Raw genomic sequence first — 21844 nt, 5'->3', positions numbered from 1 at the left:
TAAAAATGATTAATCTTATGATTGATCTTGTAGTGCAGAAGTTAGAAATTGACAAAAAATATTTATTTAGCCGCTCTGAAATATGCTTAAGAAGAGTTACCTCGCATAAAAAGAAAAAAGATAAACCGGTAATTTATAATTTTGCCGCTCCTTCCTTAGAAATGTTTAATAGTTTTTTTCTAAGACCATTAGATTTTGTACGAAGTAATATAGAAAAAATTGACTCGGAATCAGCAATTGCCAAATATCTCGGTAAAGAAGATAAGCCGGATTCCATAGATGTTTTAAAGCATCAAGAAAGTCTACAAGAACTGTTATCTCCATTTATGATGCAACCGATGCGTTGGTGTTCATCGCCGAGTCACTCTCTTGCGGTACTGCAAGCTGTTGCGATTAATTTGGTATTACCCTCTTTTCAGGAAAACTTTTTGCTGTTAATGGTCCACCTGTACAGGAAAACCACTATACTTTTTGATCTTATAGCAAATATCTATGTAGATCGTGCTTCTTATTTAGCAACTTTAGAAGATCCTAAGGAGGGGTTTCAAAATAAAAAATCTTCCTTACATACACCAAATTTTGATTATCATGTTAATTCTTTAAAACCGGAATTACAAACTTACGGTATGGTTGTTGCATCATCTAATAACAATGCCGTTGAAAATATATCTAAAGAAATATCGTTATATAGTAAAATAGATAAGCTATATCATAAAGATTTAAGTTATTTTAAATAACTTTTATTGAAAGAGGAAAAAGAGAAAGATAGGGGTATATTTGCTGCGGTGCTCGTTAATCATGGAAAGAAAAAGAGATTTTCAAATAAGTTTTGGAAATATAAAGATGAAGAAGAAAACGATGATAAGAATGATGAAAAACATACAATGCTGCAATATCTTAATCTGCTAGTTAATAATAAATGTAGAGATAAAGCCCCTGCACATTTTAAACCTGAGTATTGTAATTCTATAGATGAAATTAATAATGAATGGAAAGAAGCGTGTGCTGGTTTTAACAATTTATACAGTGAAATTCATGAAGTTTATGAAAATATTGCATCAGTTATTGAATTTAATAAAAAGAAAAGAGAGTTAATTAAGGAAGAGGATTGATATATGCAGAAAAAAAGAAGAGTAAAATGAGTTAGAATTAGAGCTTGATTATAAAAGCTCTAAAAATACTTAAAATTGATTGTGAAATAAAATTATTAAATTTGGGTTTTTTTGAAAAAATTCATGCATTTTTTAAAACCGCAAAATACAATTTTTGCTATGAGCAAAAACGGGATTTAATTAAGCTAAAAAATAAATCTTCAGAAGAAATTGACCGGATAAAAACTGATATTAAGAATATTAAAGCTGCAATTAAGAAAATTGAAGCTTCTGTAGAAGAAATAAAACAGCTTAACGACGATATAAGCTTGGCTATCGTAAGTTTAAAAGATAAATATTTCAATATTAAGGATTTTGAAGAAGATTTATTTTGGAAAAATTGGCAAGAAAATTTTTAACTTACAAAATTGCTTGGCAAAATTTCTTTATGGTCATACCTGTTGTGTCTACAACTTTTCACTCATTCGATAAAATGTTGACAACATCCGAACATAATGCAATTCCTTGGTTATTTATTGATGAAGCAGGGCAGATACCGCCACAATACGCAGCTAGTGCTATTTACAAATCAACAAAAGTCGTAGTAGTCGGTGATCCGCTGCAAACAGATCCTATTGCTATATTAAAGCAAGATTTAATCAAATTATGTGAACATTTTAAGGTTTCATATCCTAAGTGGTCACCTTCGGAAGTTTCATTGCAAAACCTAGCTGACCGTAATTCTTTATATCAAACAAAAATAGATGATGTTACGGTTAGTTTCCCTTTATGAGTGCATAGAAGATGCCAAAATCTGATGTTTAAAATATGTAACAAAATAGCTTACGGTGACAAAATGATTTTTGCTACCTCTGACTGTAACTCTGATATTAGAACGATTTTAGGTACTTCAAAATGGATAGATATAAAAGATAATAAGGTTCAACGTTATAAATATGAATCGGAAGCCGAATTTCAAAAATTACTAGAGTTATTAAAACCAAGTATTAAAAGAGAAAAATGGGGATGATTTGCTCAAACAAATTTACATCATTACAATGTATAAAGATTACAGCGAATCTATTCGTAGAAAATTGAATGAAATATATGACGATTCAAGATATGAGAAAACAATTCAAGTATTTGGATATAAAAATATCGCCACTATTCATGCATTTCAAGGCACAGAAAATGATACGGTAATAATACTACTAGGAGCTCAGCATCCTCTTGATAAAGGTGCACGAAATATAATGACGCAAGAGCCAAACGTTTTAAACGTCGGTATTAGCAGAGCTAAAAATAACCTTTATATTATCGATAGCCTTGAGATTTGGCTGAAACATAAATATATGCCGGAAATCTATAATATGCTTGGTGATAAAGATTATACTTAGATAGCACTACAAGAATTGGTTAACTGTCTAGACTGGGGGGGGTACGTTATGCAAACCCTTAACCAGTTTAGATTAGCCTTGATTCAGGCTACGCTTAGGCCTGTTTATGCATTAGTACCAGCTCCAAATATTTAGTTTAAATATATTTATACCCCATGCTCATTAGTCCGGCTAAAATAAGCTCCTTATCATCATTATTAATTGCTTCGTAGATTAAATTAGGGCTTAGTAATGTAGTGGCCACTTGTAGCAATTCTGGATTATTGAAAAGCGGTTGGTAATAAATCCTTTGCTATAAATGTAATTATACTAGTGGATTCGTTTATTTCTTGAAGTATTATTGTCTCAATTTTCTTTCTTAAATCTATAACTGTTCCTTTAGTAATTTTGCCATCTAAAAGTTTCCCCATCCAGTTTGTTATTTGCTCTATACTAACATTGTTTTCTAAAGTTTGTACTTTACTTGATATTTCGTTTATTTGTGTTTGTATCACTGCACTATCTTTAATGTTAGCAGTTTCTAATTTCGTAATTATTTTTTTACTGTTGCGTTGAATATATTTAACTTTTGTTGCGTTTGTTTTTCTGCCATTTCATTAACTTCATCTTCTAAATATACAACTGTCCCCTCGGTAATTTCGTTTCCTATAAGTTCTGTTATACTTTGAGTTATATTTATTATGTCGTTTTTATCTGTTAGCTTCTGAACCTTATTAAGTATTCTATATAAGCTATTCTCTATATGGGCTTGTCTGCTTCATCAATATTAGTACTATTTTGTAAGTTAAAAATTATCTTGCCTATTATTTGGTAAATATTTGCTTCCTCTGCAATAATAAGTTTTTCGTCCTCGTTCTTATATATATTTGTTTTATTGAATTGATTATTTAGCTCATTTACTCTTAAAGTTAATAAGTCATATATATTTTTAAAATTATTTTTTATAACTAAATTTAATACTGTTTCACCTTTATTATTAACATGATGAATAGCTTGAATAGTCGTTCTAGGTATTAATATAACTCACAAACCCTTTCTAAACCCTTCCATACAGCTAAAGTTAAGGCTATAGTACCATAAGTTTTGGTAATAGTATTAATAGCCGGATCGCTCATTAGAGGGATTAGTTGCATGCATACTTTACTTAAGCCTTTACTAGCAGCATAAGTTAAAACCGTTTCACCATTGCTATTAATAGTACTAATAGCCTGATTAGACATTTTAGAGATTAGTTGCAAACTTTATCTAATCCTTATATAAGCAGCTAAAGTTAAAGCCGTATCGTTGTTATCGTCTATCTTGTTAAGCGTGTCACCGTTTAGCTCTTTAACTAAATTTTCTGCTTCTTCTTCCGTACTTTCTTTTATTACTAAAATTAGTTGATTATATTTTAGCTCATCAAGCTTGAGGTTTTGCTGTTGTTTTTCTTGTTCTTGCTTTTGCTGTTCTTCATATTTCTTTTCTGCTTTTTTTGGTTATAGTTTTATTTCTGTACAGATATTCATTAATTATTTTAAATGTTGCCTCGCCTATGTTGTTCCAAGGAAGATAAAGCGACGTTAAAGATCTATTAGCTTTAAGTGCTGCAGCTAAATCTTTTGCTTGTTCATCAGTTATATTTTTATTACTAAGGTCACTTGTTGTACTTTCGGATAATCTTTTGTGCCAGTTTGTTTTAAAAATGTTTAGTATGAACATAATTATATTCTTATTAAATTCTATAAATTTTAATATTTTGTTAAAAATGAGCTATAGACAGAATCATAATAAGAAACTTTAAGAACGCAATAGAAATTTAACTAAAAGCATAAATAAATTGGAATTGATTTAGGGAATTTTTGAATATATAGAAGATTAAGAGAGATTATTTTAATAAATGATAATAATTACAATTAGTAATTTAATATATTAGTTAATTATTTTAAACAATCAGTTACTACATTTGCAGCAACCGCAATCTCATTAGCAATTGAGGTTGTGTCTGTTGCACTTAAGGACAATGACCGCTCTATTTGCCGGCGTGTTACTAAGTATAGTACCGGACAATTTTTAAAAAGCCCTAGATGTCATCCCTGCGAAAGCAGGGATCCAGGCTAAAAAATCTTAATTTTAAAGATTGTTTATTATATCATTTTTTTCAAGGTAAAACTTTTAAAAAAGCTTTAAAGTACTGGATTTCCGCTTTCGCAGGAAGGCATTGTTGTGTGGATCAATTTCACCTCTGTCATCCCGTGGATTGACCGCGGGATCCAGTTAAAAATACTAAAATTATTAGTATTTTTTATTGTTTTTATGGACCCTGTGGTCAAGCCACGGGATGACAGAGGTGAAATTGATCCACACAACAATGCCTCGCGGGAATGACAGTAGCACCTCAAATTGTTTGATTAAATCAGTCATAATTTAATCCTTTAAATAATATCTCAACTACTAAGCTATAATTATTGTAAGTTGAGTATTGAAGTGTTATAATATCTTATGTGGGTTCGTCCTTTCCCACCAATGAGCTGAAGAGGTCGTTTACTGGGTAGCGGGATACGATTTTGTATGTTGTGATTGCGTAGTTAACGCAATTTCTGCTATTTTGCATCTCGATTATATACCAGCTACCGGCTTCATCTTTAACCTTTAAATCAAATATGCTTTTTTTCCTTTATTGAACATAGGTACTTGCTCTATGGGCATAAACTCTATTTCTTTAATTCTAAAACCCTCCTGAAGTTCAAGAACTGCATTGATACATTCCTTTAATCTCTCTAAATCACGAAAGATTTTTTTAAACAAACTATCATTCTTGGGTCTAAATATCTTTGCATATTAATTACTACTTTTAGTATTACTTATATTATTTTCTATATTTAGTAATTATGGCTTTTGATATCTTACTTATGTACTTTCCGAATAAACCGTAATTTTTTGGTGTGTAATTGCTACTCAGATATAAATTCTATTAAACCTAAGGTTACAGGAGATAAACCTTATATTTATATAGTGTATTATAGGTTTTCCTACTTATGATTTAGCAGATTTGTATAATTTATGTTGTAATCAAAAGCTGAAATAGCTAGGTTATTTTGAATAAATAGAATTTAACTATTGTAAGAAGTAAAAAATGAAAGAACAAAAATTATTTATAAATGAGATGAATTATATAAATCAACACTTGGAAATACAGAAGGAGTACAAGGTTGGTGTTGGGGTTTGTTTCACAAATACGATAGTAGTTTACCTTATGTTTCTTGGTGTACTAATGAAGATATAAATGATATAAGAAGGACAGTTTCGCAAGGCGTAAATAATATATTTAATGAAGTAATAGATGGTTTTCGCAACATAAGTGATATAAAATTGGCTACCTTAGAGGAAGTAACACAATTAAAAGATTTAGTAGCAAATGATAAAGTAAAATTAGGATGTACCATGTGTAATAATGGTAGCACAGACTGTAGTAATAAAGAAGAAACTTTGAAATTTTTAAACCTTTATATTTCCGACCCAACCCTTGAGCTTTATTTAAGTCCTCACTCAATTCTGGTAATAGGTGCAATTTTTATACACAAAATTTTATACACAAAAACTGAAAAATTTTGGTATAAACAATTAATTCTATTAAAAAAAATTTTTACAAAAAGCCCTCCAATCCCTTATTTTACGAGGAATAGCCCCTAGTTTGTATAGCGTACATATTTTTAGAAAAAAAATGGCTAAAATTGGTGAAATTTGTAGAAAATAACGTATAAGTAACAGAAAATATTAGAGAAAAGTCTAACATAAACTAACATATGAATAGCATAGAACATATTAGTAGGTTTGTATTAAGAGCTGAAATCCTTGTTAAATCAAGGCAATAAGGCGATAATGTGTATTTGTGAACCTAAATTTGAAAGGCGGAAATCTTGATTACTCCTTGGCTTTTCCATTCGATAAACTACAAGGATTGGCTAACTATCCAGACTGGCGGAGAGAGAGGGATTCGAACCCTCGATACGGTATGACCCGTATAACGGTTTAGCAAACCGCCGCCTTCGGCCACTCGGCCATCTCTCCGGTTATGGCTTTACTTTATATCATCTAATAAGCACAATTTCTAGAATTATTTTATAATTTTTCTAACTAAATATAATCATTTTCCGGCTTTACGGAATTGCCCATAATCAAAGCTTCCTTATCACATCCGGATGGCCCTTTAAAGTCCATATACCAATAACTAGGTAAATCATCCCAACTACGGAAATATTCAATATATTTGTAAAACTGTTTAGCCTTGGCTTCGAGAGTTTTAATATCCGTGTTATCATCACAAATATCAAAAAGTTGTTGGGTTATGTAATAAATAGATTTAGTATCATTTTTATATTTATCTATTAAGTACTCTATAATTTCGATTCGCTTGTTTAAGCTAAGATTATAAGAGTCTGAAATTAACAATTTTACAAAATTCTCACTATCACTACAGATGCTAAATAATATGTTCTGAATGTTCTCAAATAATTTCTGATATTTAACTAAAAATCTATTCCAAGTTATTGCTTTAAGATTGACAAAACTCTTATAGTCTTTTGGTTGGCATTCGGGAATATATTTTTGTAACGGAAAAATTGAGGTTATCTAAATTTTGATGAAAATTGTTTAATTCTTCAAAATATGCAGCCATAAAAATGATTGCACACTGAGTAATAAGAAAATCTACAAAATAAAATTGATAAATAAATTTGATGATATTTGAATATCTGCTACTAACTTGCTGTCTAGTTTTCTAATATCATTTACTATATCACCTATATATTTTATCTATTATGGTATAGTTTTTAATTATAGGTTCTTCATAATTAGCAATAATATAAATTTCCGGATTATATATATCTTTGAAGTTATTTCGCAGCATATTTTTTACTGCTTTTACCGTATTTTGATTTAGATAATCAAGCTCTAATATATGAGAATATTGGTAAGTAATAAACTTGCATGATCTATTTTATTAAAAGGAGCAACATACCATGGATATTCACCTTCTTTAATGTCTTTTTGGATAAGAGCAATTATAACATTCTTCTTTTAAAAATGTATCATTAGTATCTGTTAAGGCTAAATTTTAAAATCCTCTATTACCTTGTCTAAATAGCTCTGCCAATCACTAGTGAATAATTCTAGTAATTGCTTAAAAAAACTAAAACTAATTTGCATATAATAATATTAAGTTAATTTAAAAACTTTATGAATCAGAAGTTATTAGAGACAGTTATTGACTAATGTTATCTAAACAATGCTGTAGTTCTTCTAAATTACTTATATTACTTAACTTATATGGATAATTAATTTTCCGGAGCATATTTGTTAGTACGCTTCCTGCCCCTATTTCTACTATATGAGCAATTTCTAATTTGTGAAATAGTTCTAAAGTTTCACGCCATCTAACTCGCCCGCATATCTGAAGCATTAAATTTTGTTTGATTTCTGTAGGATCTAGAGTAGGTTTTGCGGTATAATTTTGGATTATCGGTATCAGAGGTTTATTAATTACAGCTTTATCAAGAGCTACTCGCATTTTTTCTTCTGCCGGCTTCATTAAGCTACAATGAAATGGAGCACTGACTTTCAGCTTTATTGCTTTATAACCTAAATCTTTAATTATACTAATAGTATGATCTATAGCTGTGGTCTTGCCGCTAATAACTATTTGTCCTTCGATGTTATCGTTGGCAATTTGGCATAAATTTATTTTGTTGATCTCTTCTAATATTTCTTCAAGTTTTTGAAGCGGAATATTGATACAAGCCGCCATGCTTCCCTCACCTTCAGGACATGCTTCCTGCATAGATGTACTACGTATATGAAGTAGTTTTGCTGCTGTCTCAAGGTTAATACTTTCGGTGCTACATAAAGCACTATATTCACCTAGCGAATGACCGGCAGCATAATCGCAAAGACTATTCAAACTTTTACCGGTTTCAGCTTTGATAATATTTATTATTGCCATAGATACTGCCATTAATGCCGGTTGTGCGTTAGTGGTTAAGGTAAGTTCTTCAGAAGGTCCATTAAAAATTATATCAGTGAGTTTTCGGTTTAGTACTTCATCAACGATTTGAAAAGTTTCTTTGGCGGGTTTAAAATTATCATAAAAATCTTTTCCCATGCCGATCAATTGCAACCCTTGACCGGGGAAGATAAAAGCTGTTTTCATATTTTGTATTATCGATTGAGTTTATTAATAGATTTTATTAAAATTTTCTAAAATAGTCAAATTATTTTAAGCATTTTAACACTGTTTTTCAATTTTTACGCTATATATAATTTTTACAAAAGTATTAATTTTTCTTAGCTCTATAACTTGATTACTTCCAACTAGTACTATAAATTAAACTAAGAAAATATAAACAAGGAAATTAGTTATGAAGTTAAAAGAATATTTTAAAAAGTTAGAAAGTACAGCTTTTGGTCCGTGGCTTGCTGCATTTAAAAAATTATTTAGTAAAGAGGCATTAGAATAGGAAATACTGAATATAAAACTAAAGGAATCTGAAAAGCAAGAGGTTAATAAAAAAGATTTAGTTATTTTATCTAATAATGTTATTGAAATTGGACAAAAAGATACAATAGCGCATGAAATTTCAAGAGTTAACCAATATAAAGAAAATATAGGTTTGGTATTTACTCTAATTACCAATATTCAATTAGAAAAATTTGCAGAATTTATCTCTAATTTACCGAAAAAACATAGTGAATTTAAGGATTACTTTCGTAGTGAAGAACAAAAAGATGGGTTTTTTAAAGAAGATGCTTATAAAAAAGTTGTTAATAAAGGTAAATTAGTTGAAAAATTCCAAAACTCATATAAATATAATTATGAAAAAGTAGAACAAAATGTTCATGAATTACAAGCTTATTTAGATTCATATGAATATAATTGTGGTATTCTTAAATCTGATTTATTAAGGCATGATTATTATCATAATGCATAAATTATTATGCTATCTATTTTAGAAGTAGCGGTTTCAATAAAAATCTTATTAATTTTCTTATGACAATATCTATAAATGATTTAAATTTAAGATATAGGAGTTAAATTGAAATAAAAAATATTTAAGTTGAAATTCAAATAAATGTTACTACTATTATGTAGTATCTAACTAAATTCTGTGAAATTAATGATGTTTGATCAGTTAAATATCTTATATCCTCTGTTAATAAGTATTTTTATTTTTCTTGTTGTAGTTTTTATTTCTAAAATAACAAAGTATAAACAAGCCTTAAAAGAAAAAAATTTAAGTATTATTCCTTATGACCTTTTTCATAATAAGCATAATGCAGGGATGGTAATTGTTTAACCTTTCTATTTTAATGCTTGCTTTATTTTCAAAGAAACTTTCTAAAATTTTTAACATAAGATGCTATTTAAATATATGTGCGTCTTAATAGTCTATTATATTTAATATAGCAGCTACTAATTGAGAGATTTATCGCAAGTTTGTTTGGCTATTTCATACCAGCAATTTTCAGGAGTGGTAGATTTATTACTAAAACCGCATATAATCAGTCTGTCTTTAGCTCTTGTCATTGCAACGTAGAGTAGTCTTATATATTCTTGCAAATCTTTTAATTTTTCAGCTTCTTTCAGCTCTTGCAAAAACTCAGGAGTATCGGCAGCATTAGCAGAGAAAAACATTTCTCCTTTATCATCCCAAATAAATTTATTGCTGCTTATCGGTAAAGTAGTAGAATCGCATAATATAACAATAGGAGTTTCAAGCCCTTTAGAGCCGTGGACGGTCATTACTCTTATTTTGTCTGAATGCTCTATATCACGTTTAATATAGATATCGTTATTCTCAAACCAAGCAACGAATCCTTGCAGTGAATTATCTATATCATTTGCATAGTTTTTGCTTAATGTTAATAGCTCATTTATCATATCATCACTATCATCATCGTAAAGCTCTCGTAAATTTAGATTATGTACCACTAAATCAAAGAAGTTCTCAACAATAGATATTTTATAAATTTCAATTAGAGAATCTAACTTATTATATATCTCCTCATGTGAAGAGAGTATATCCCATAAGCTATTCTCACTTTTATTTACAAGAAGTTCGTATAATTGCTGCTCGCTTATTCCAATAATCGGTGATTTTAGTAAACCGGCAAGATTTAAATCATCATCAGGTAGTAACACAAATTTAGCTAATGAAATTAAATCCATTATAGTTAGATTTTCCTTAAGGTTCATTCTATCGCTTACCTCAACTTTAAGTTTAGCTTTGCTAAGTTCTTTGATCAGATTATTACTAAATTCATCTCTCTTTCTGACTAATATCATGAAATCTTTTTCAGATATTCTGTTTGCAGTAGATGGTAAAATTTCTTCGCTTTCTATTTGTTCTTTTATAAAATTTACGATTTTTTCTATGAGTAAATCGGCAGCAGATTTAGAATTTTCATAATCTTCAGGTAGTGCCCAAAAAAGCTCTTCTTGTTTTTCACTCGTCACTAATGGCCAAACCGTTACAGAGCCTTGATGTGTACGAAATGAGGATATTAAAGGATTATTCAAAAGGAATAAACCCGGGTAATTGGATTTTATATTTTTTAAAACATTATAAGTAAATTGTAAAATCTCTGTACATGATCTATAAGAATATTCAAGGGTGATATTTTTGAATTTCTTATTAGCATTTGTAAGATTTGCTTTTAGTCGCTCATTTACTAAGTTGAAATTACGAAGATCAGCCCCTTGAAAACTGAAGATCGATTGTTTATCATCGCCGACTATGAAAACACTATTATTTGGCCTCTCTACAGCATTAAACTCTGTTATTAAAGTAGTAATAATATTCCACTGCGAGGGGCTTGTGTCTTGTGCTTCATCGACAAGAATATGATTTATCTCGCTTTCAAGCTTATGCAGCAACCACTTATGAGTAGTTTTATTATTTAGTAATTTCTCGGTGTAGTAAATTAAATCGTCGTAATCGAGTAAATTATTTTCTTCCTTATATGAATCGTATTTTTTTAAAATAATATGTGCAAGTTTAGTAAGTAAGTTCGTATGATATTCTAGCTCTTCTATGCGACGCAGCTCATCTAATCGGTAAATTTCAGAGGTAATTTTTTCTAGCTCTAGTAATAATTTAGGATATTTCCTTATTAATTCTTTCGATAAAAGGCTTTTTCGTTTTTTCCCATCTTTGGTAAAAAAAATTTCTTTCGGTGCTATCTCCACATCATACTCGGCAAATAAGTTTTTTACCTTATCGTAAATATTATTTAATTCCCCTAACGCTAATCTTTTATTAGATATTTCTTTGGGAATTTGCTTATTTATAAATAACTTTCTGAATTTAATTTTTTGCTCGATTATCTCGGTAAAAATATCTTGCAGAGTTATTTCATGAAATCGGTTAAGTAAAATTTTCATTAAGTCATTATGTTCATCGCTTAAGTAAATTTCGTTTTTGATATTTAGGAAGATATCTTGTAATTTAGTTTCTTCAAGGATTTTAAATTCTGGTGTTATGCCGGCTTCTAAGGGAAAAGTGTTAAGGATTTTTTGACAAAAAGCATGTATTGTATAGATATTTAAAAGCTTATTGCTATTTAGTATTTTATCATATAAAGTTTTTGCGTTTTCTGTGTCTTGCGGCGATGGCTTATTGCCGCTCATTAAGAAAAGTGCTTCTTCTAGTTTCTCGGCGTTGCAAAGAGAAAGATATTTAAGTCTGCTATTAATCCTTACTTGCATCTCTATAGCTGCAGCATTAGTAAAAGTAAGGCATAAAATATTGGAAGGCTCTACGCCCGTTATTAACAGACGTAAAAATCGATCGGTTAGGATTTTGGTTTTACCGGTACCGGCAGATGCCGATACCCAAACGGAGTAATTAGGATCGGATGCTTCTCTTTGTAAGTCACTCATTTATGTATCGATTTTCTACTGTTACCCCGTGGCTTGACCACGGGGTCCAGTCTTTTTAATTATTTTTCTGGATCCCGCTACAAGCTCGCGGGATGACATCCACAGCCATATAACGACGCCGATAAATTACATATATTACGATTAAAGAAATAGCAAGTCCAAACCAAGTTAGGGCGTATTCTAAATGGTCATTTCTGATTGCTGCTAAATGATTTATTGCAAGAGGTAATAAAATATCTAGATTGCTAATATCTTTTCCTTCCGCAATAATATAAAAATTCTCAAGATCTAAGCCTAACACTTTGGATGTTTCTTTTAAATTTAGCGTTAGCCACACATTATTTTTTATATCGTTAGCAGGTAAGTAGATACGAGTTTTTTCTGATGGCATGGTAACACCGATAATCTCGTGCTGCCGGTCGTTTGTAGCTTGCGTGATAATATTTTTATTGCGATTACTGAACCAACCTCGTGCTACTAAAATAACTTTATCTTCTATGGTTTTAAAAGGAGTAACTAAATAATATCCGTCTTTTTCACTCGACATTGACCTTCTACCGTATAAATATATGTCTTTATTAGGCAAAAATTGACCGGTAATTTTTACTTTGTGATAAGGTAAACCGTCTTGAATTTCTGCTAAATTAATTGCAGGTGAGGTTAGGTTAGCTTGCATTGAAGCTAAAAATAATTTCTTTTCTTTTAAACGACTAAGCTGCCAAAAGCCTAAAGAGATAAGTATTGTAAAGGTTATAAATACAAGAAAATTTGTTTTCATAGATAAGGGGATTGTTGATAATCGTCATTGCGAGCGACTAAAAGGAGCGTGGCAATCTCATGAAATAATATAAAATTCCTGAGATTGCCACGTCGAGGCTTTGCCTCTCCTCGCAATGACGTTTTACTAAGCAGTTTTTAAAATCCTACTGAGAAACTCTTTATGTTTTTGCAGCTCTTCTTTTGTAGGTTTAATAACAATAGTAGTTTGCTCTGTTTTGTTATTTACTTGATTAGTTGCTAAATTATTTATTACGGCAGATTTATCAACCATTTTAAAAGCGGATTGTCTACCGCCCATTAACTCTACATATACTTCTGCAAGTAATGCGGCATCTTTCAAAGCTCCGTGAAGCTGCCTACCTGAATTATCAACTTTAAATCTTTTACATAATGCATCAAGATTATATTTTGAGCCTGGAAATATGCTTCTAGCCATTACTAAAGTATCAATAGTATTTGCTAGTTCCAAGAGTTTAATGTCGGTTCTTTTTAATAATGATAATTCGTGATTTAGAAATTTAATATCGAAAGGAGCATTATGAATAATCAGTTTGCTATCTGAAATAAACTCTAAAAAATCATCGGCTATTGTATGAAATAGAGGCTTGTCTTTTAAAAATTCGCCGGATATGCCATGAATTCTATAAGCCTCAAACGGCATATCTCGCTCAGGATTAATATAAAAATGAAAATTCCTGCCTGTTAATACCTTATTTACCATCTCAATAGCACCGATCTCAACGATTCGATGACCTTGTCGTGGGTCAAGTCCCGTAGTCTCGGTATCTAAAATTATTTCTCTTAAACTCGACATTCCAAATCCTTTATTAGCTTCGCTATTTGTTTTTCCAAGTCTAACATATCAACGCCGCTATTTATAGCAAAATCTGCTTTTGCTATTTTGCTTTCTTGTGATAGTTGAATTTCTTTGATTTTATTATAAATTTCTATATCAAACGAAGATCTCGTTATTGCTCTTTGCATTCTTATTGCTTCAGAGCAGTATATTGTTACGACAAAATCAAAATATTTCTCAAATTTAGCTTCATAAAGCAGCGGTATTTCGGCAAAGCCAAATTTGGAATTAGCATTTTCTTTTTTAAATAAAATGAGTTTATCTATTAGTAAGGGGTAAATAAAATTTTGTAGTTTTTCTCTAGCTAGGTCGTTATTGTAAATTAAATTACTGATTTTTCTAATATTGAAAGACTCAAGTTCAGGTAGTAATTTTAAAATCTGAGTTTGCAAAACTACATCTTGATATAATTCTTTTATGCATCTATCGGCACAAAAAGTTTTATATCCTTTTTCTGTTAAATAATCCAACATAAAAGTTTTACCCGATGCATAGCTACCGGTAATACCTATTGCTAACATTTTGTTATAAAAATTTTATGTTCATTAGCGAGTTTTATAGTTAATTCCTCTTCGACTATAATTACGTTATTTTTTTGAATCGCTACCCCTTTGTAATTATATTTAGCAAGATTCTTTATAGTATTAGGACCGATCGTCGGCATATCTAGTCTATTATCTTGACCTAATTTCGCTATTTTTACTAATACTCCTCCATGAGGATTTTTACGTAAACCTGCACATCTCGTTATTAAATTATCCGTTCCTTCGGCAGCCTCTATACCAAGTATATAGCCACTTTCAACTATAACCGATTGTGCGATATCGAATGCACTTAGATGATTCAATAATTTTATTCCAAGCTCAATATCATTTTTATCTGAACTTATAGGGTTAGTATTGGTTATAATATTGGAGTTACCTTGTTGATTTTTATATATTTCATTACTTGAAATTACCTTGAAACCGTAACTTTCAAAAAAATCCGCTACTATTTTTAGCAAACTATCATCTCCTCGAATTTTTTGCCCAACTATTTTGAAAAGCAATAAACCGCCTATTTTATCTACGGCTAAATTTTTAAAATTCGGTCTATTAACTCCACCGATAAAAATAATATTTTTTACCTTATGCTCCTTAAAATATTTTATAGCTTCCCCGACCATACCGATTTTTAAAATCTTATATTCAAAATCTTTAATTTGCTCTATATCAGCTTCGTCTTTAATTGCTGCGATATAGCAATTACCGCCTTGCTTTGTATAATTACCTGCTATTAAGTAAGGTAATGAACCTCTGCCGGCGATAATTCCAAGATTTGGTAGCATAATTAAGTTTTTAATTTAGAATTCTAACCATTTATTATAAGTCCATTTTTAATATAAATCTAGAATTCTTATTTGGCCTTTACATTTTAATCAAATTAAGGCATAATATTTGGTGCTAATATAGCTATAGTAATAAACGTAATTTAGAATAGAGGTTGCGGACTCGGGGCAGTACCCGACGCCTCCACCAAAACTTTCTAAATAACTTGCTCCTAAAGGTAATTTGTACGTCGATCCGGTATTCGAATCCTCACGTTACTTGCGTGTACCCTGCGGTTCTGCGTTCCGTGTTGCCTTCAAATTTCTCTTTATTAGCTACGTCATTTAGAAAAGTTTAAATATGTAATAACTCTTAAAGAGTAGACAATACGAAGTTCATCAAGTATTTTTGGGGGGCGAAATAGGATCGACGTGCCTAATAAAAAGATTGCTTTTACTCGGGATGATTCCGCCGATGGCTTGTGCCATATGGGTCAAAACAAAGAAACGCAAACGATAATAATCGTTCTGTAGGTCATTTAGCTTTAGCAGCTTAATCCTACGCGGCTGGAGGGTGTGCCGGCAACAGAACAACCCTCACTTATACTTGTTTAATTTGAAAAATTGGCATTGCCTAAAAACGGTTGATCTTGTCATTGCAGGCGAACGTAGAGAATGTGGCAATCTCATAAAGTAGGACTCCTGAGATTGTTTCGTCAAAACTTACAGTTTTTCCTTGCAATGACTTAAACTGTTCAAATTAAACTTCGTTGACTTATTTTTATTTATTTTTCTCGTATGAATATTGAATATAAAAAATTTGTGCATGAATATATGCTAGAATTTGTGAAAAAAATTCTAACAAAAATTCAGCATGAAAATTTATATTGGGATCAGTTAATATACATATCGTACAGAACCGATAACCCTGCAGTAATTTTACCTTCAAAAGTTAAACAGGCATATCCGAAACAGATAACAATAGTACTGCAATATCAGTTTGAAAATTTAATAGTAAATGATACGGGCTTTTCTTTAACGGTAAGTTTTGACGGTGTTAAAGAAATAATTTACGTACCTTTTGATGCACTTATTAGCTTTGTTGATTCCAATAATAATTACAGTCTCACTTTTAATCAGTCGTTAAATATACATGAAAATCCTCAACATGAAGAGGCAATAAGTAATAATAAAAGTGATCAGACTTCATCATCTTCAAGTCCAAATGTTATAATGTTAGATAAGTTTCGTAATTCTTCTAAACCTAGTTAATGCATATTATGGATTCAAAAGTAGTGATATATACTGATGGTGCATGTGCAGGTAATCCAGGTCCCGGAGGGTGGGGAGCTTTGCTTCAATTTAATGATACTAGCAAAGAAGTATTTGGGTATGAGTTAGATACGACTAATAATCGTATGGAAATTACGGCAGCACTTGAAGCCTTGAGGATTTTAAAAAAATCTTGTAATATTGAGATTTATACCGATAGTAAATATTTGCAACAAGGAATTACCGCTTGGATTCATAATTGGATAAAAAATAATTGGTGTAAAAGCAACAATGAACCCGTTAAAAATGCTGATTTATGGCAAAAATTATACGCAGAATTGAGTAAACATACTATTATTTGGAAATGGGTAAAAGGTCATGCAAATAATAGCGGTAATGTTGCTGCCGATAAACTTGCAGTGCAAGGAAGAGAAACTGCTATAGAAATTTTAAAATGTCGTGGATAGATAAGTGTTTTATTACTTTTTTTCACAAAAAAGTAGGAGAAGATGAGTTTTTGAATCAATATTATGAAAGCCGTAATATTGATTATTTAGGGCGTCCAAGGAGGTTTGTTATTTATAAAAATGTAAATGAACCTACAAAAATTCCGCCAAGTTGGCACGCTTGGTTACATCATTTAGTAAATGAGATACCAAAAAATATTCAGCTTTTTCCATGGCAAAAGAATAATAAAATAGTTAAAAAGCTGCCTAAAACATCAAATCTTAAATATAATAGATGGCAACCGTAATTAATTAATAAAATATAAAAAACAATGCAACAGAACATTATTGAAACAATTATAGGCTTTGTAGTATTAATTATTGCTTTGCTATTTTTGATTTTTGCCTACAAAACAGGTAGTTCTATAACTAGCTCAAAAGGATATCAGGTAACTGCTCATTTCCAAAGTGCGGAAGGGATAGCAGTTGGAAGCGACGTAATGATTTCAGGTATAAAAATCGGTAGTGTAAAGCAAATTACTTTAGATCCAAATAGTTTTGATGCAAGTGTATATCTAAATATTAATGATGATGTTAAAATACCTAAAGATTCTAAAGCCCAAGTAGTCACCAGCGGGTTACTTGGAGGTAAATATATTTCAATTGTACCGGGTAATGACGATGAAAATTTAGCGGCTAATGAAGAGATAAAATATACTCAATCAGCAATTAATATTGAGTCATTAATTAATAAAATTGTTTCTTCATTCGGTAGTAAGTAGAAGTAATACGAAATAAAAAATCATTAAATTTAGCCGAATCTAGTTTAGATTCGGTTTTTTTATTGTTTAAGCTATTGTAAAGTTCTTATAAGAGGAGCATCGTATAAGTTTTGTAGGCAAAATAATTTGCTTAACAAAATGTAAACTAATAAAGGAGTAAATTATGAAAGAATCAAATTCAAACTCTGCTAAAGCAGATGTCGAAGGTATCAAAAAAGATATTGAAAGCTTAGTGTCAAGATTACGTAATTTAAAAGGTAATCCAGAGATATTCTAGATGAGCAGTTAGGTAATTTATCATCCCGTTATGGAACATTATAAAGATAAAGGAATGGATAAAGGTAAAGCTAATGTAGCGGATTTATGTGAGTTGACACGTGACCACCCTTTGCGGAATCTCGCTTACGCTTTTGGTGCAGGTGTATTGCTCGCTATTCTTATGAAATAAGTAATTCCATGTTAAAATCTCTAATATATTAATTATTAAAAAGTAGCATTAAGCAAGAAGAGAAATCTTATGGCAAATCATTTGTCTATTTTTTTAATATTCTAGGTTTAGTTTTAATAATTATTGCTAATTATTGTTATTGTTCGGATAGTCTGGAATTTTATTTTCTTATGCAAAGCGGAATAATTTCTATTATATCTTCTATGGTTATTGAAGCTGTTAGATGTTATTTAAAATACAAAAATAGATATCGTACTTTAGATTGTTTAAGATCAAAAAGTAGAGAGTTAGTAGGGAGCATCAGTACGTCGTTTACTGACTTAGTCTCAACTAAGACCTTAATAAGATATTTACCTACGATAATTCGCTATGTTCCAAGTACCGTACTGACATTTTTAGTATGTACTTATATTAAAAGAAAATTCTTAAAAAATGTTACATATCCACTTTTAGGTAAGTAGTAATTTATCTCTCGGTTTAGGTAACTCTAAACCGAGCTTTAAATAACTCTGTCTTACTTAAAAATATAGTTTCAATATTAAGCTCTTGATACCGAATTTGGTAAGATTCGCTTATACGACTTCGTTAAGCTCACTCTTAAATTTGTTATTTGAGTGTCTAATTTTGTTTTTGCATTATCTTAGCCAAGTGTATGAAAGTGTTTAAGCTTTCTTCGTCGTCTTTGGTCATTATATAATGCACTTTGACATATATAAGCATTTGATGTGTTTTGTCCGATATTTTATTTTTCTCTAAAAACGCATATGATTTATGAGTATTGTTATGTTCATCTTGTATACTAAACACTTTATTTACTGTAACTGATTTATCGGATTTTGATATAAAATCATCAATAAAATAGTTTAAAGAATCTCTAAATAATTCGCTTAATTGCTTATCATTTTCAAGTTCTTCATATGATAACGATCTTGCGGTTTTCAACTTAAAATATGATTTAATCATTTCAAGAGCAGAATATCTATCGCAGTTATTATTAAGAATTTTATATAACATTTTTTTATCAAAATATGCAGGTATTATTTTTAAATCCTTATTAATAATTTGCTGTTTGTAATAAGATAATTGACGCATAAACACGATAAAAGTAGCTGTAAGACCTGCAACTAAGATAGAGTATAAATTTAGTGATTGAAAAAGCATATTTTGAATATATTTAATTATAACTACCAATGATAGTATAGTATTTTTGCTGTTCAATCTAAAAATGAACCATTATTACTGTACATTATTTATTTTTTCTTTCAATTAGTTTATTTATCACATATCTATCCATGCTAATAAAATAAAGTAAATTTAAAGTACTAATTGTTAGTTTGTTTCTTGCTTTTAACGTTACTATTTGCTGGGGAATACAGTTAAATCTATATAATTACAACTATAAAAAACATCGCAATATATTATAGCTTTTTTCTATCAATTCACGGCATATATTAAGTTGCACTTCCTTTTCTTATTTATCGTGTAAAGTGAAATTTTCTATTGACTTTTATATAAAACAGTATAAATTTCTTTACAATTTAATTTTTTGTAAAGAATTTATGCTAGGCTATGAAAAAGAACAGAGAAGTTTAACAAGCGACCAAAAAGCAGCCACGGGAATTTTATCTACAGCTACTTTGCTTGAGTATTTTGATTTAATGTTGTACGTCCATTTAGCAGTATAAATGAATTGTTCTTTCCTAAATATGATGCGAGTGCAGCTGCTCTTCTCTCTGCCTTTACCTTTTGTTCTACCTTTATATTTAGACCACTAGGAGCATATGTTTTTGGTCGAATAGGTGATATAAATTAGGGCGAAAATCTACTATTATTATCTACCTTAATGGCTTTATCCTGTATAATTATGGCAAATGCTCCTACTTATGAGCAAGTAGGTTATTTTGCTGCTGTATTAATCACAATTTGCCGTGTAATTCAAGGTATAGCTTCTGTAGGTGAAATAGTAGTAGCAGAACTTTATTTAACTGAAATTACAAAACCACCTATACAATATCCCGTAGTTTCTTTTATCGCCGTAGCATCAGTAATTGGGACAACTGTTAGCTATATTATCTTTAGTTACTACTCAAGGATTTAATTGGCGTCTTGCCGTTTGGATAGATGCAATTATTGCAGTTGTGAGAGGTTACGCTAAAGCTCATCTTAGAGAAACGCCTGATTTTGTAGATGCAAGTGCTAGACTTTTACGAAAATATGAAAAAGCAAATATCGACAAAAAAGAATTAAAAAACGATGAGATTTTTTACCAAAAACCTAATAAGAAGACAACTATATATTTTTTCATAATGGTTGTGCTTGGCCCATATTTTCTACTATACTTATATTACTTGTGGTGAAGTTTTAAAGAATGCATTTGGATATAGTGCAGCTCAGGTTATTCATCATAATTTTATTATTTTAATGTTCTACCTAGCTAGTATGTCTTTAATATGTTTTCTAAGTTATAAAATATATCCTTTAAAAATTCTTAGAGTAAAATTAGCTTTACTCTTATATTTATTCTATTTGCACCATACCTTTTAAAAAGTACAACTACACCTTTCCAGCTTCCTTTAATTCAAATAGGTTTGATAATATGTTCATTTGATACTGTTCCTGCTGTTTCAATCTTTTTTAGGCTCCGGTTTTTCAACGCTTTACAGTAGTATGATATATGCTGTTTCTAGAGCCTTAATGTGTATAATTACTTCGTTTGGAATTATATATTTAACAAAATATTGGGGTCAATATGGTTTGTTTGTTGTGATGGTTCCATTACTTATAATTTGTATGTTTGGTCTAAATCATTTTCAAAAGTTGGAAAAAGAAACAGGTTATTCATAGTGAATAATGATATTTATTTTTGTTGAGAAAATTTATCTTTGTATAAAAACCTATAGCAAATTTCATTAAACTTTTTTTCAATTTCATAACACTCTAAATGTATAGCAACAACTAGAAACTTCTTAAATGTTTCCACAATGATCTGCTTCGCTTGTTCAGGTGATTTAGCTGCTAATGTTTGTACATTATGAATACGAAAATAATTTATAAGTGCGGTATCCTATCTTTTTTGCTTAATTAATAGGTTTAAGCTTTCCTCGACACTGATTTGTCCGTGAGGTTTAATTCTAGTTAAACCTTCTACATGTTTTGCTATTTACTTTACCAAAAATTTCGATGATCAGCTTTTCAGTAAGTTCTGTATCCTCAATAGTATAGTGGAAGTAGAGCAGCATTTATCATATTAGAAGTAAAAAGCTTAGGCGCTTCGTCTGCTACAAACTTTGCAAGCATAATCGCTACTTCGATCGGGTGCGAATAATACGGATCACCTGACTGACGCATTTGTGAACCATGATATTTACGAGCGTAGTAGATACCTGTTTTAACTTCCTCTATATCAACAGGATTTTTTACTTTAGTGTTTAAATATTCGAGTTTATCAACTAGCTTTGTAGCGTAAACACAAATTTCAAACTTTTCTTTCCAAGATTTTATATCTTCCATAAAAGTTATTTTATTTATATTAATAATAGTTGATTACAATTAA

Annotated in this window: 29 protein-coding genes, 1 tRNA gene, 1 other RNA gene and 1 pseudogene; 19 read left to right on the top strand and 13 right to left on the bottom strand. The window is 30.2% G+C overall.

The window, feature by feature from the left end:
• The first annotated feature begins 5 nt into the window (after window positions 1-5).
• The 6 genes from ACSFFC_RS01140 (at window position 6) to ACSFFC_RS01115 (ending at window position 2488) form a co-directional block, all read left to right on the top strand.
• Window positions 6-737 (top strand): hypothetical protein, encoded by a 732-nt coding sequence (locus tag ACSFFC_RS01140; RefSeq protein ID WP_014411026.1) that lies wholly within the window; start codon window positions 6-8, stop codon window positions 735-737.
• 6 nt (window positions 738-743) lie between these two features.
• On the top strand, window positions 744-1112 hold the full coding sequence (locus tag ACSFFC_RS01135; protein WP_014411025.1) for a hypothetical protein: 369 nt from the start codon (window positions 744-746) through the stop codon (window positions 1110-1112).
• A 101-nt stretch (window positions 1113-1213) separates the two neighbouring features.
• Window positions 1214-1510, top strand: coding sequence for a hypothetical protein (locus tag ACSFFC_RS01130; protein WP_041472302.1), 297 nt, complete (start codon window positions 1214-1216; stop codon window positions 1508-1510).
• A complete protein-coding gene (locus ACSFFC_RS01125; RefSeq protein ID WP_041472242.1) occupies window positions 1492-1884 on the top strand; it encodes a DNA2/NAM7 family helicase in 393 nt (130 codons plus the stop codon). The genes ACSFFC_RS01130 and ACSFFC_RS01125 overlap by 19 nt, the downstream gene beginning before the upstream one ends.
• 24 nt (window positions 1885-1908) lie before the next feature.
• Window positions 1909-2121, top strand: coding sequence for a hypothetical protein (locus ACSFFC_RS01120; RefSeq protein WP_041471938.1), 213 nt, complete (start codon window positions 1909-1911; stop codon window positions 2119-2121).
• A gap of 1 nt (window position 2122) precedes the next feature.
• On the top strand, window positions 2123-2488 hold the full coding sequence (locus ACSFFC_RS01115; protein ID WP_155813508.1) for an AAA domain-containing protein: 366 nt from the start codon (window positions 2123-2125) through the stop codon (window positions 2486-2488).
• 260 nt (window positions 2489-2748) lie between these two features.
• On the opposite strand, the gene ACSFFC_RS01110 is transcribed toward ACSFFC_RS01115, so the two are convergent.
• From ACSFFC_RS01110 to ACSFFC_RS01100, 3 genes are all read right to left on the bottom strand, one after another.
• Entirely contained in the window at window positions 2749-2982 is a 234-nt protein-coding gene (locus ACSFFC_RS01110) for a hypothetical protein (RefSeq protein ID WP_014411023.1), read from the bottom strand.
• 519 nt (window positions 2983-3501) lie between these two features.
• A complete protein-coding gene (locus ACSFFC_RS01105; protein ID WP_196792909.1) occupies window positions 3502-3726 on the bottom strand; it encodes an ankyrin repeat domain-containing protein in 225 nt (74 codons plus the stop codon).
• Between the two features lie 211 nt (window positions 3727-3937).
• A complete protein-coding gene (locus ACSFFC_RS01100) occupies window positions 3938-4186 on the bottom strand; it encodes a hypothetical protein (RefSeq protein ID WP_014411021.1) in 249 nt (82 codons plus the stop codon).
• A gap of 1503 nt (window positions 4187-5689) precedes the next feature.
• Here ACSFFC_RS01100 and ACSFFC_RS01095 point away from each other — a divergent pair.
• A complete protein-coding gene (locus tag ACSFFC_RS01095) occupies window positions 5690-6157 on the top strand; it encodes a hypothetical protein (protein WP_014411019.1) in 468 nt (155 codons plus the stop codon).
• A 286-nt stretch (window positions 6158-6443) separates the two neighbouring features.
• Here ACSFFC_RS01095 and ACSFFC_RS01090 read toward each other — a convergent pair.
• From ACSFFC_RS01090 to fabD, 3 genes are all read right to left on the bottom strand, one after another.
• Window positions 6444-6535, bottom strand: a tRNA-Ser gene (locus tag ACSFFC_RS01090).
• Between the two features lie 66 nt (window positions 6536-6601).
• Window positions 6602-6916: a hypothetical protein gene (locus tag ACSFFC_RS01085; protein ID WP_010977690.1), complete on the bottom strand. Its 315-nt coding sequence runs from the start codon at window positions 6914-6916 to the stop codon at window positions 6602-6604.
• Window positions 6917-7727: 811 nt separating this feature from the next.
• Window positions 7728-8672 (bottom strand): ACP S-malonyltransferase, encoded by a 945-nt coding sequence (fabD, locus tag ACSFFC_RS01080; protein ID WP_014411017.1) that lies wholly within the window; start codon window positions 8670-8672, stop codon window positions 7728-7730.
• A 460-nt stretch (window positions 8673-9132) separates the two neighbouring features.
• Here fabD and ACSFFC_RS01075 point away from each other — a divergent pair, with 460 nt between their 5' ends.
• Window positions 9133-9450 carry a hypothetical protein gene (locus ACSFFC_RS01075; RefSeq protein WP_231282957.1) on the top strand — a complete coding sequence of 106 codons (318 nt, stop codon included), beginning with the start codon at window positions 9133-9135 and terminating at the stop codon, window positions 9448-9450.
• Between the two features lie 186 nt (window positions 9451-9636).
• Window positions 9637-9816 (top strand): hypothetical protein, encoded by a 180-nt coding sequence (locus tag ACSFFC_RS01070; protein ID WP_041472240.1) that lies wholly within the window; start codon window positions 9637-9639, stop codon window positions 9814-9816.
• A gap of 116 nt (window positions 9817-9932) precedes the next feature.
• On the opposite strand, the gene ACSFFC_RS01065 is transcribed toward ACSFFC_RS01070, so the two are convergent.
• From ACSFFC_RS01065 to ACSFFC_RS01045, 5 genes are all read right to left on the bottom strand, one after another.
• Window positions 9933-12401 (bottom strand): UvrD-helicase domain-containing protein, encoded by a 2469-nt coding sequence (locus ACSFFC_RS01065; protein WP_014411015.1) that lies wholly within the window; start codon window positions 12399-12401, stop codon window positions 9933-9935.
• 55 nt (window positions 12402-12456) lie between these two features.
• Entirely contained in the window at window positions 12457-13179 is a 723-nt protein-coding gene (locus ACSFFC_RS01060; protein WP_004997569.1) for an SURF1 family protein, read from the bottom strand.
• A 126-nt stretch (window positions 13180-13305) separates the two neighbouring features.
• Window positions 13306-13995 carry a DNA polymerase III subunit epsilon gene (dnaQ, locus tag ACSFFC_RS01055; RefSeq protein ID WP_004997573.1) on the bottom strand — a complete coding sequence of 230 codons (690 nt, stop codon included), beginning with the start codon at window positions 13993-13995 and terminating at the stop codon, window positions 13306-13308.
• Window positions 13983-14558 (bottom strand): dephospho-CoA kinase, encoded by a 576-nt coding sequence (gene coaE, locus ACSFFC_RS01050; RefSeq protein ID WP_010977684.1) that lies wholly within the window; start codon window positions 14556-14558, stop codon window positions 13983-13985. Before coaE ends, dnaQ begins: the two co-directional genes overlap by 13 nt.
• Window positions 14552-15364, bottom strand: a complete 813-nt coding sequence (locus tag ACSFFC_RS01045) for an LpxI family protein (protein WP_014411014.1) — start codon at window positions 15362-15364, stop codon at window positions 14552-14554. The genes coaE and ACSFFC_RS01045 overlap by 7 nt, the downstream gene beginning before the upstream one ends.
• A gap of 74 nt (window positions 15365-15438) precedes the next feature.
• Here ACSFFC_RS01045 and ssrA point away from each other — a divergent pair.
• The 7 genes and pseudogenes from ssrA (at window position 15439) to ACSFFC_RS01010 (ending at window position 18752) form a co-directional block, all read left to right on the top strand.
• Window positions 15439-15945: a transfer-messenger RNA gene (ssrA, locus tag ACSFFC_RS01040) on the top strand.
• Window positions 15946-16141: 196 nt separating this feature from the next.
• A complete protein-coding gene (locus tag ACSFFC_RS01035) occupies window positions 16142-16615 on the top strand; it encodes an SspB family protein (RefSeq protein ID WP_004997576.1) in 474 nt (157 codons plus the stop codon).
• Entirely contained in the window at window positions 16615-17082 is a 468-nt protein-coding gene (gene rnhA, locus ACSFFC_RS01030) for a ribonuclease HI (RefSeq protein WP_014411013.1), read from the top strand. Before ACSFFC_RS01035 ends, rnhA begins: the two co-directional genes overlap by 1 nt.
• Complete coding sequence (locus tag ACSFFC_RS01025; protein ID WP_004997578.1) at window positions 17070-17369, top strand: NADH-ubiquinone oxidoreductase subunit NDUFA12 family protein; 300 nt, start codon at window positions 17070-17072, stop codon at window positions 17367-17369. Before rnhA ends, ACSFFC_RS01025 begins: the two co-directional genes overlap by 13 nt.
• A gap of 24 nt (window positions 17370-17393) precedes the next feature.
• Window positions 17394-17843: an outer membrane lipid asymmetry maintenance protein MlaD gene (gene mlaD / locus ACSFFC_RS01020; protein ID WP_004997581.1), complete on the top strand. Its 450-nt coding sequence runs from the start codon at window positions 17394-17396 to the stop codon at window positions 17841-17843.
• A 163-nt stretch (window positions 17844-18006) separates the two neighbouring features.
• Window positions 18007-18291, top strand: a pseudogene (locus ACSFFC_RS01015) (hypothetical protein).
• Window positions 18292-18338: 47 nt separating this feature from the next.
• A complete protein-coding gene (locus tag ACSFFC_RS01010; protein WP_231283016.1) occupies window positions 18339-18752 on the top strand; it encodes a hypothetical protein in 414 nt (137 codons plus the stop codon).
• Between the two features lie 157 nt (window positions 18753-18909).
• On the opposite strand, the gene ACSFFC_RS01005 is transcribed toward ACSFFC_RS01010, so the two are convergent.
• Window positions 18910-19482, bottom strand: a complete 573-nt coding sequence (locus tag ACSFFC_RS01005; RefSeq protein WP_014411012.1) for a hypothetical protein — start codon at window positions 19480-19482, stop codon at window positions 18910-18912.
• A gap of 368 nt (window positions 19483-19850) precedes the next feature.
• Here ACSFFC_RS01005 and ACSFFC_RS01000 point away from each other — a divergent pair, with 368 nt between their 5' ends.
• The 3 genes from ACSFFC_RS01000 (at window position 19851) to ACSFFC_RS00990 (ending at window position 20648) form a co-directional block, all read left to right on the top strand.
• Window positions 19851-19976 (top strand): hypothetical protein, encoded by a 126-nt coding sequence (locus ACSFFC_RS01000; RefSeq protein WP_014411011.1) that lies wholly within the window; start codon window positions 19851-19853, stop codon window positions 19974-19976.
• A 179-nt stretch (window positions 19977-20155) separates the two neighbouring features.
• Complete coding sequence (locus ACSFFC_RS00995; RefSeq protein WP_231282954.1) at window positions 20156-20389, top strand: MFS type sugar transporter; 234 nt, start codon at window positions 20156-20158, stop codon at window positions 20387-20389.
• The gene (locus ACSFFC_RS00990) at window positions 20340-20648 is read left to right on the top strand and encodes a proline/betaine transporter (protein WP_231282952.1); all 309 of its coding nucleotides are present in this window, start codon (window positions 20340-20342) and stop codon (window positions 20646-20648) included. Before ACSFFC_RS00995 ends, ACSFFC_RS00990 begins: the two co-directional genes overlap by 50 nt.
• Before the next feature lie 853 nt (window positions 20649-21501).
• Here the strand turns inward: ACSFFC_RS00990 and ACSFFC_RS00985 are convergent.
• Window positions 21502-21801: a bifunctional (p)ppGpp synthetase/guanosine-3',5'-bis(diphosphate) 3'-pyrophosphohydrolase gene (locus ACSFFC_RS00985; RefSeq protein WP_014411010.1), complete on the bottom strand. Its 300-nt coding sequence runs from the start codon at window positions 21799-21801 to the stop codon at window positions 21502-21504.
• Window positions 21802-21844 lie beyond the last annotated feature (43 nt).

It is taken from the genome of Rickettsia parkeri (assembly GCF_051427245.1).
GTDB lineage: Bacteria > Pseudomonadota > Alphaproteobacteria > Rickettsiales > Rickettsiaceae > Rickettsia > Rickettsia rickettsii.
The sequence above is the reverse complement of the archived record's forward strand: the minus strand, read 5'-3'. Positions and strand labels throughout refer to the sequence as shown.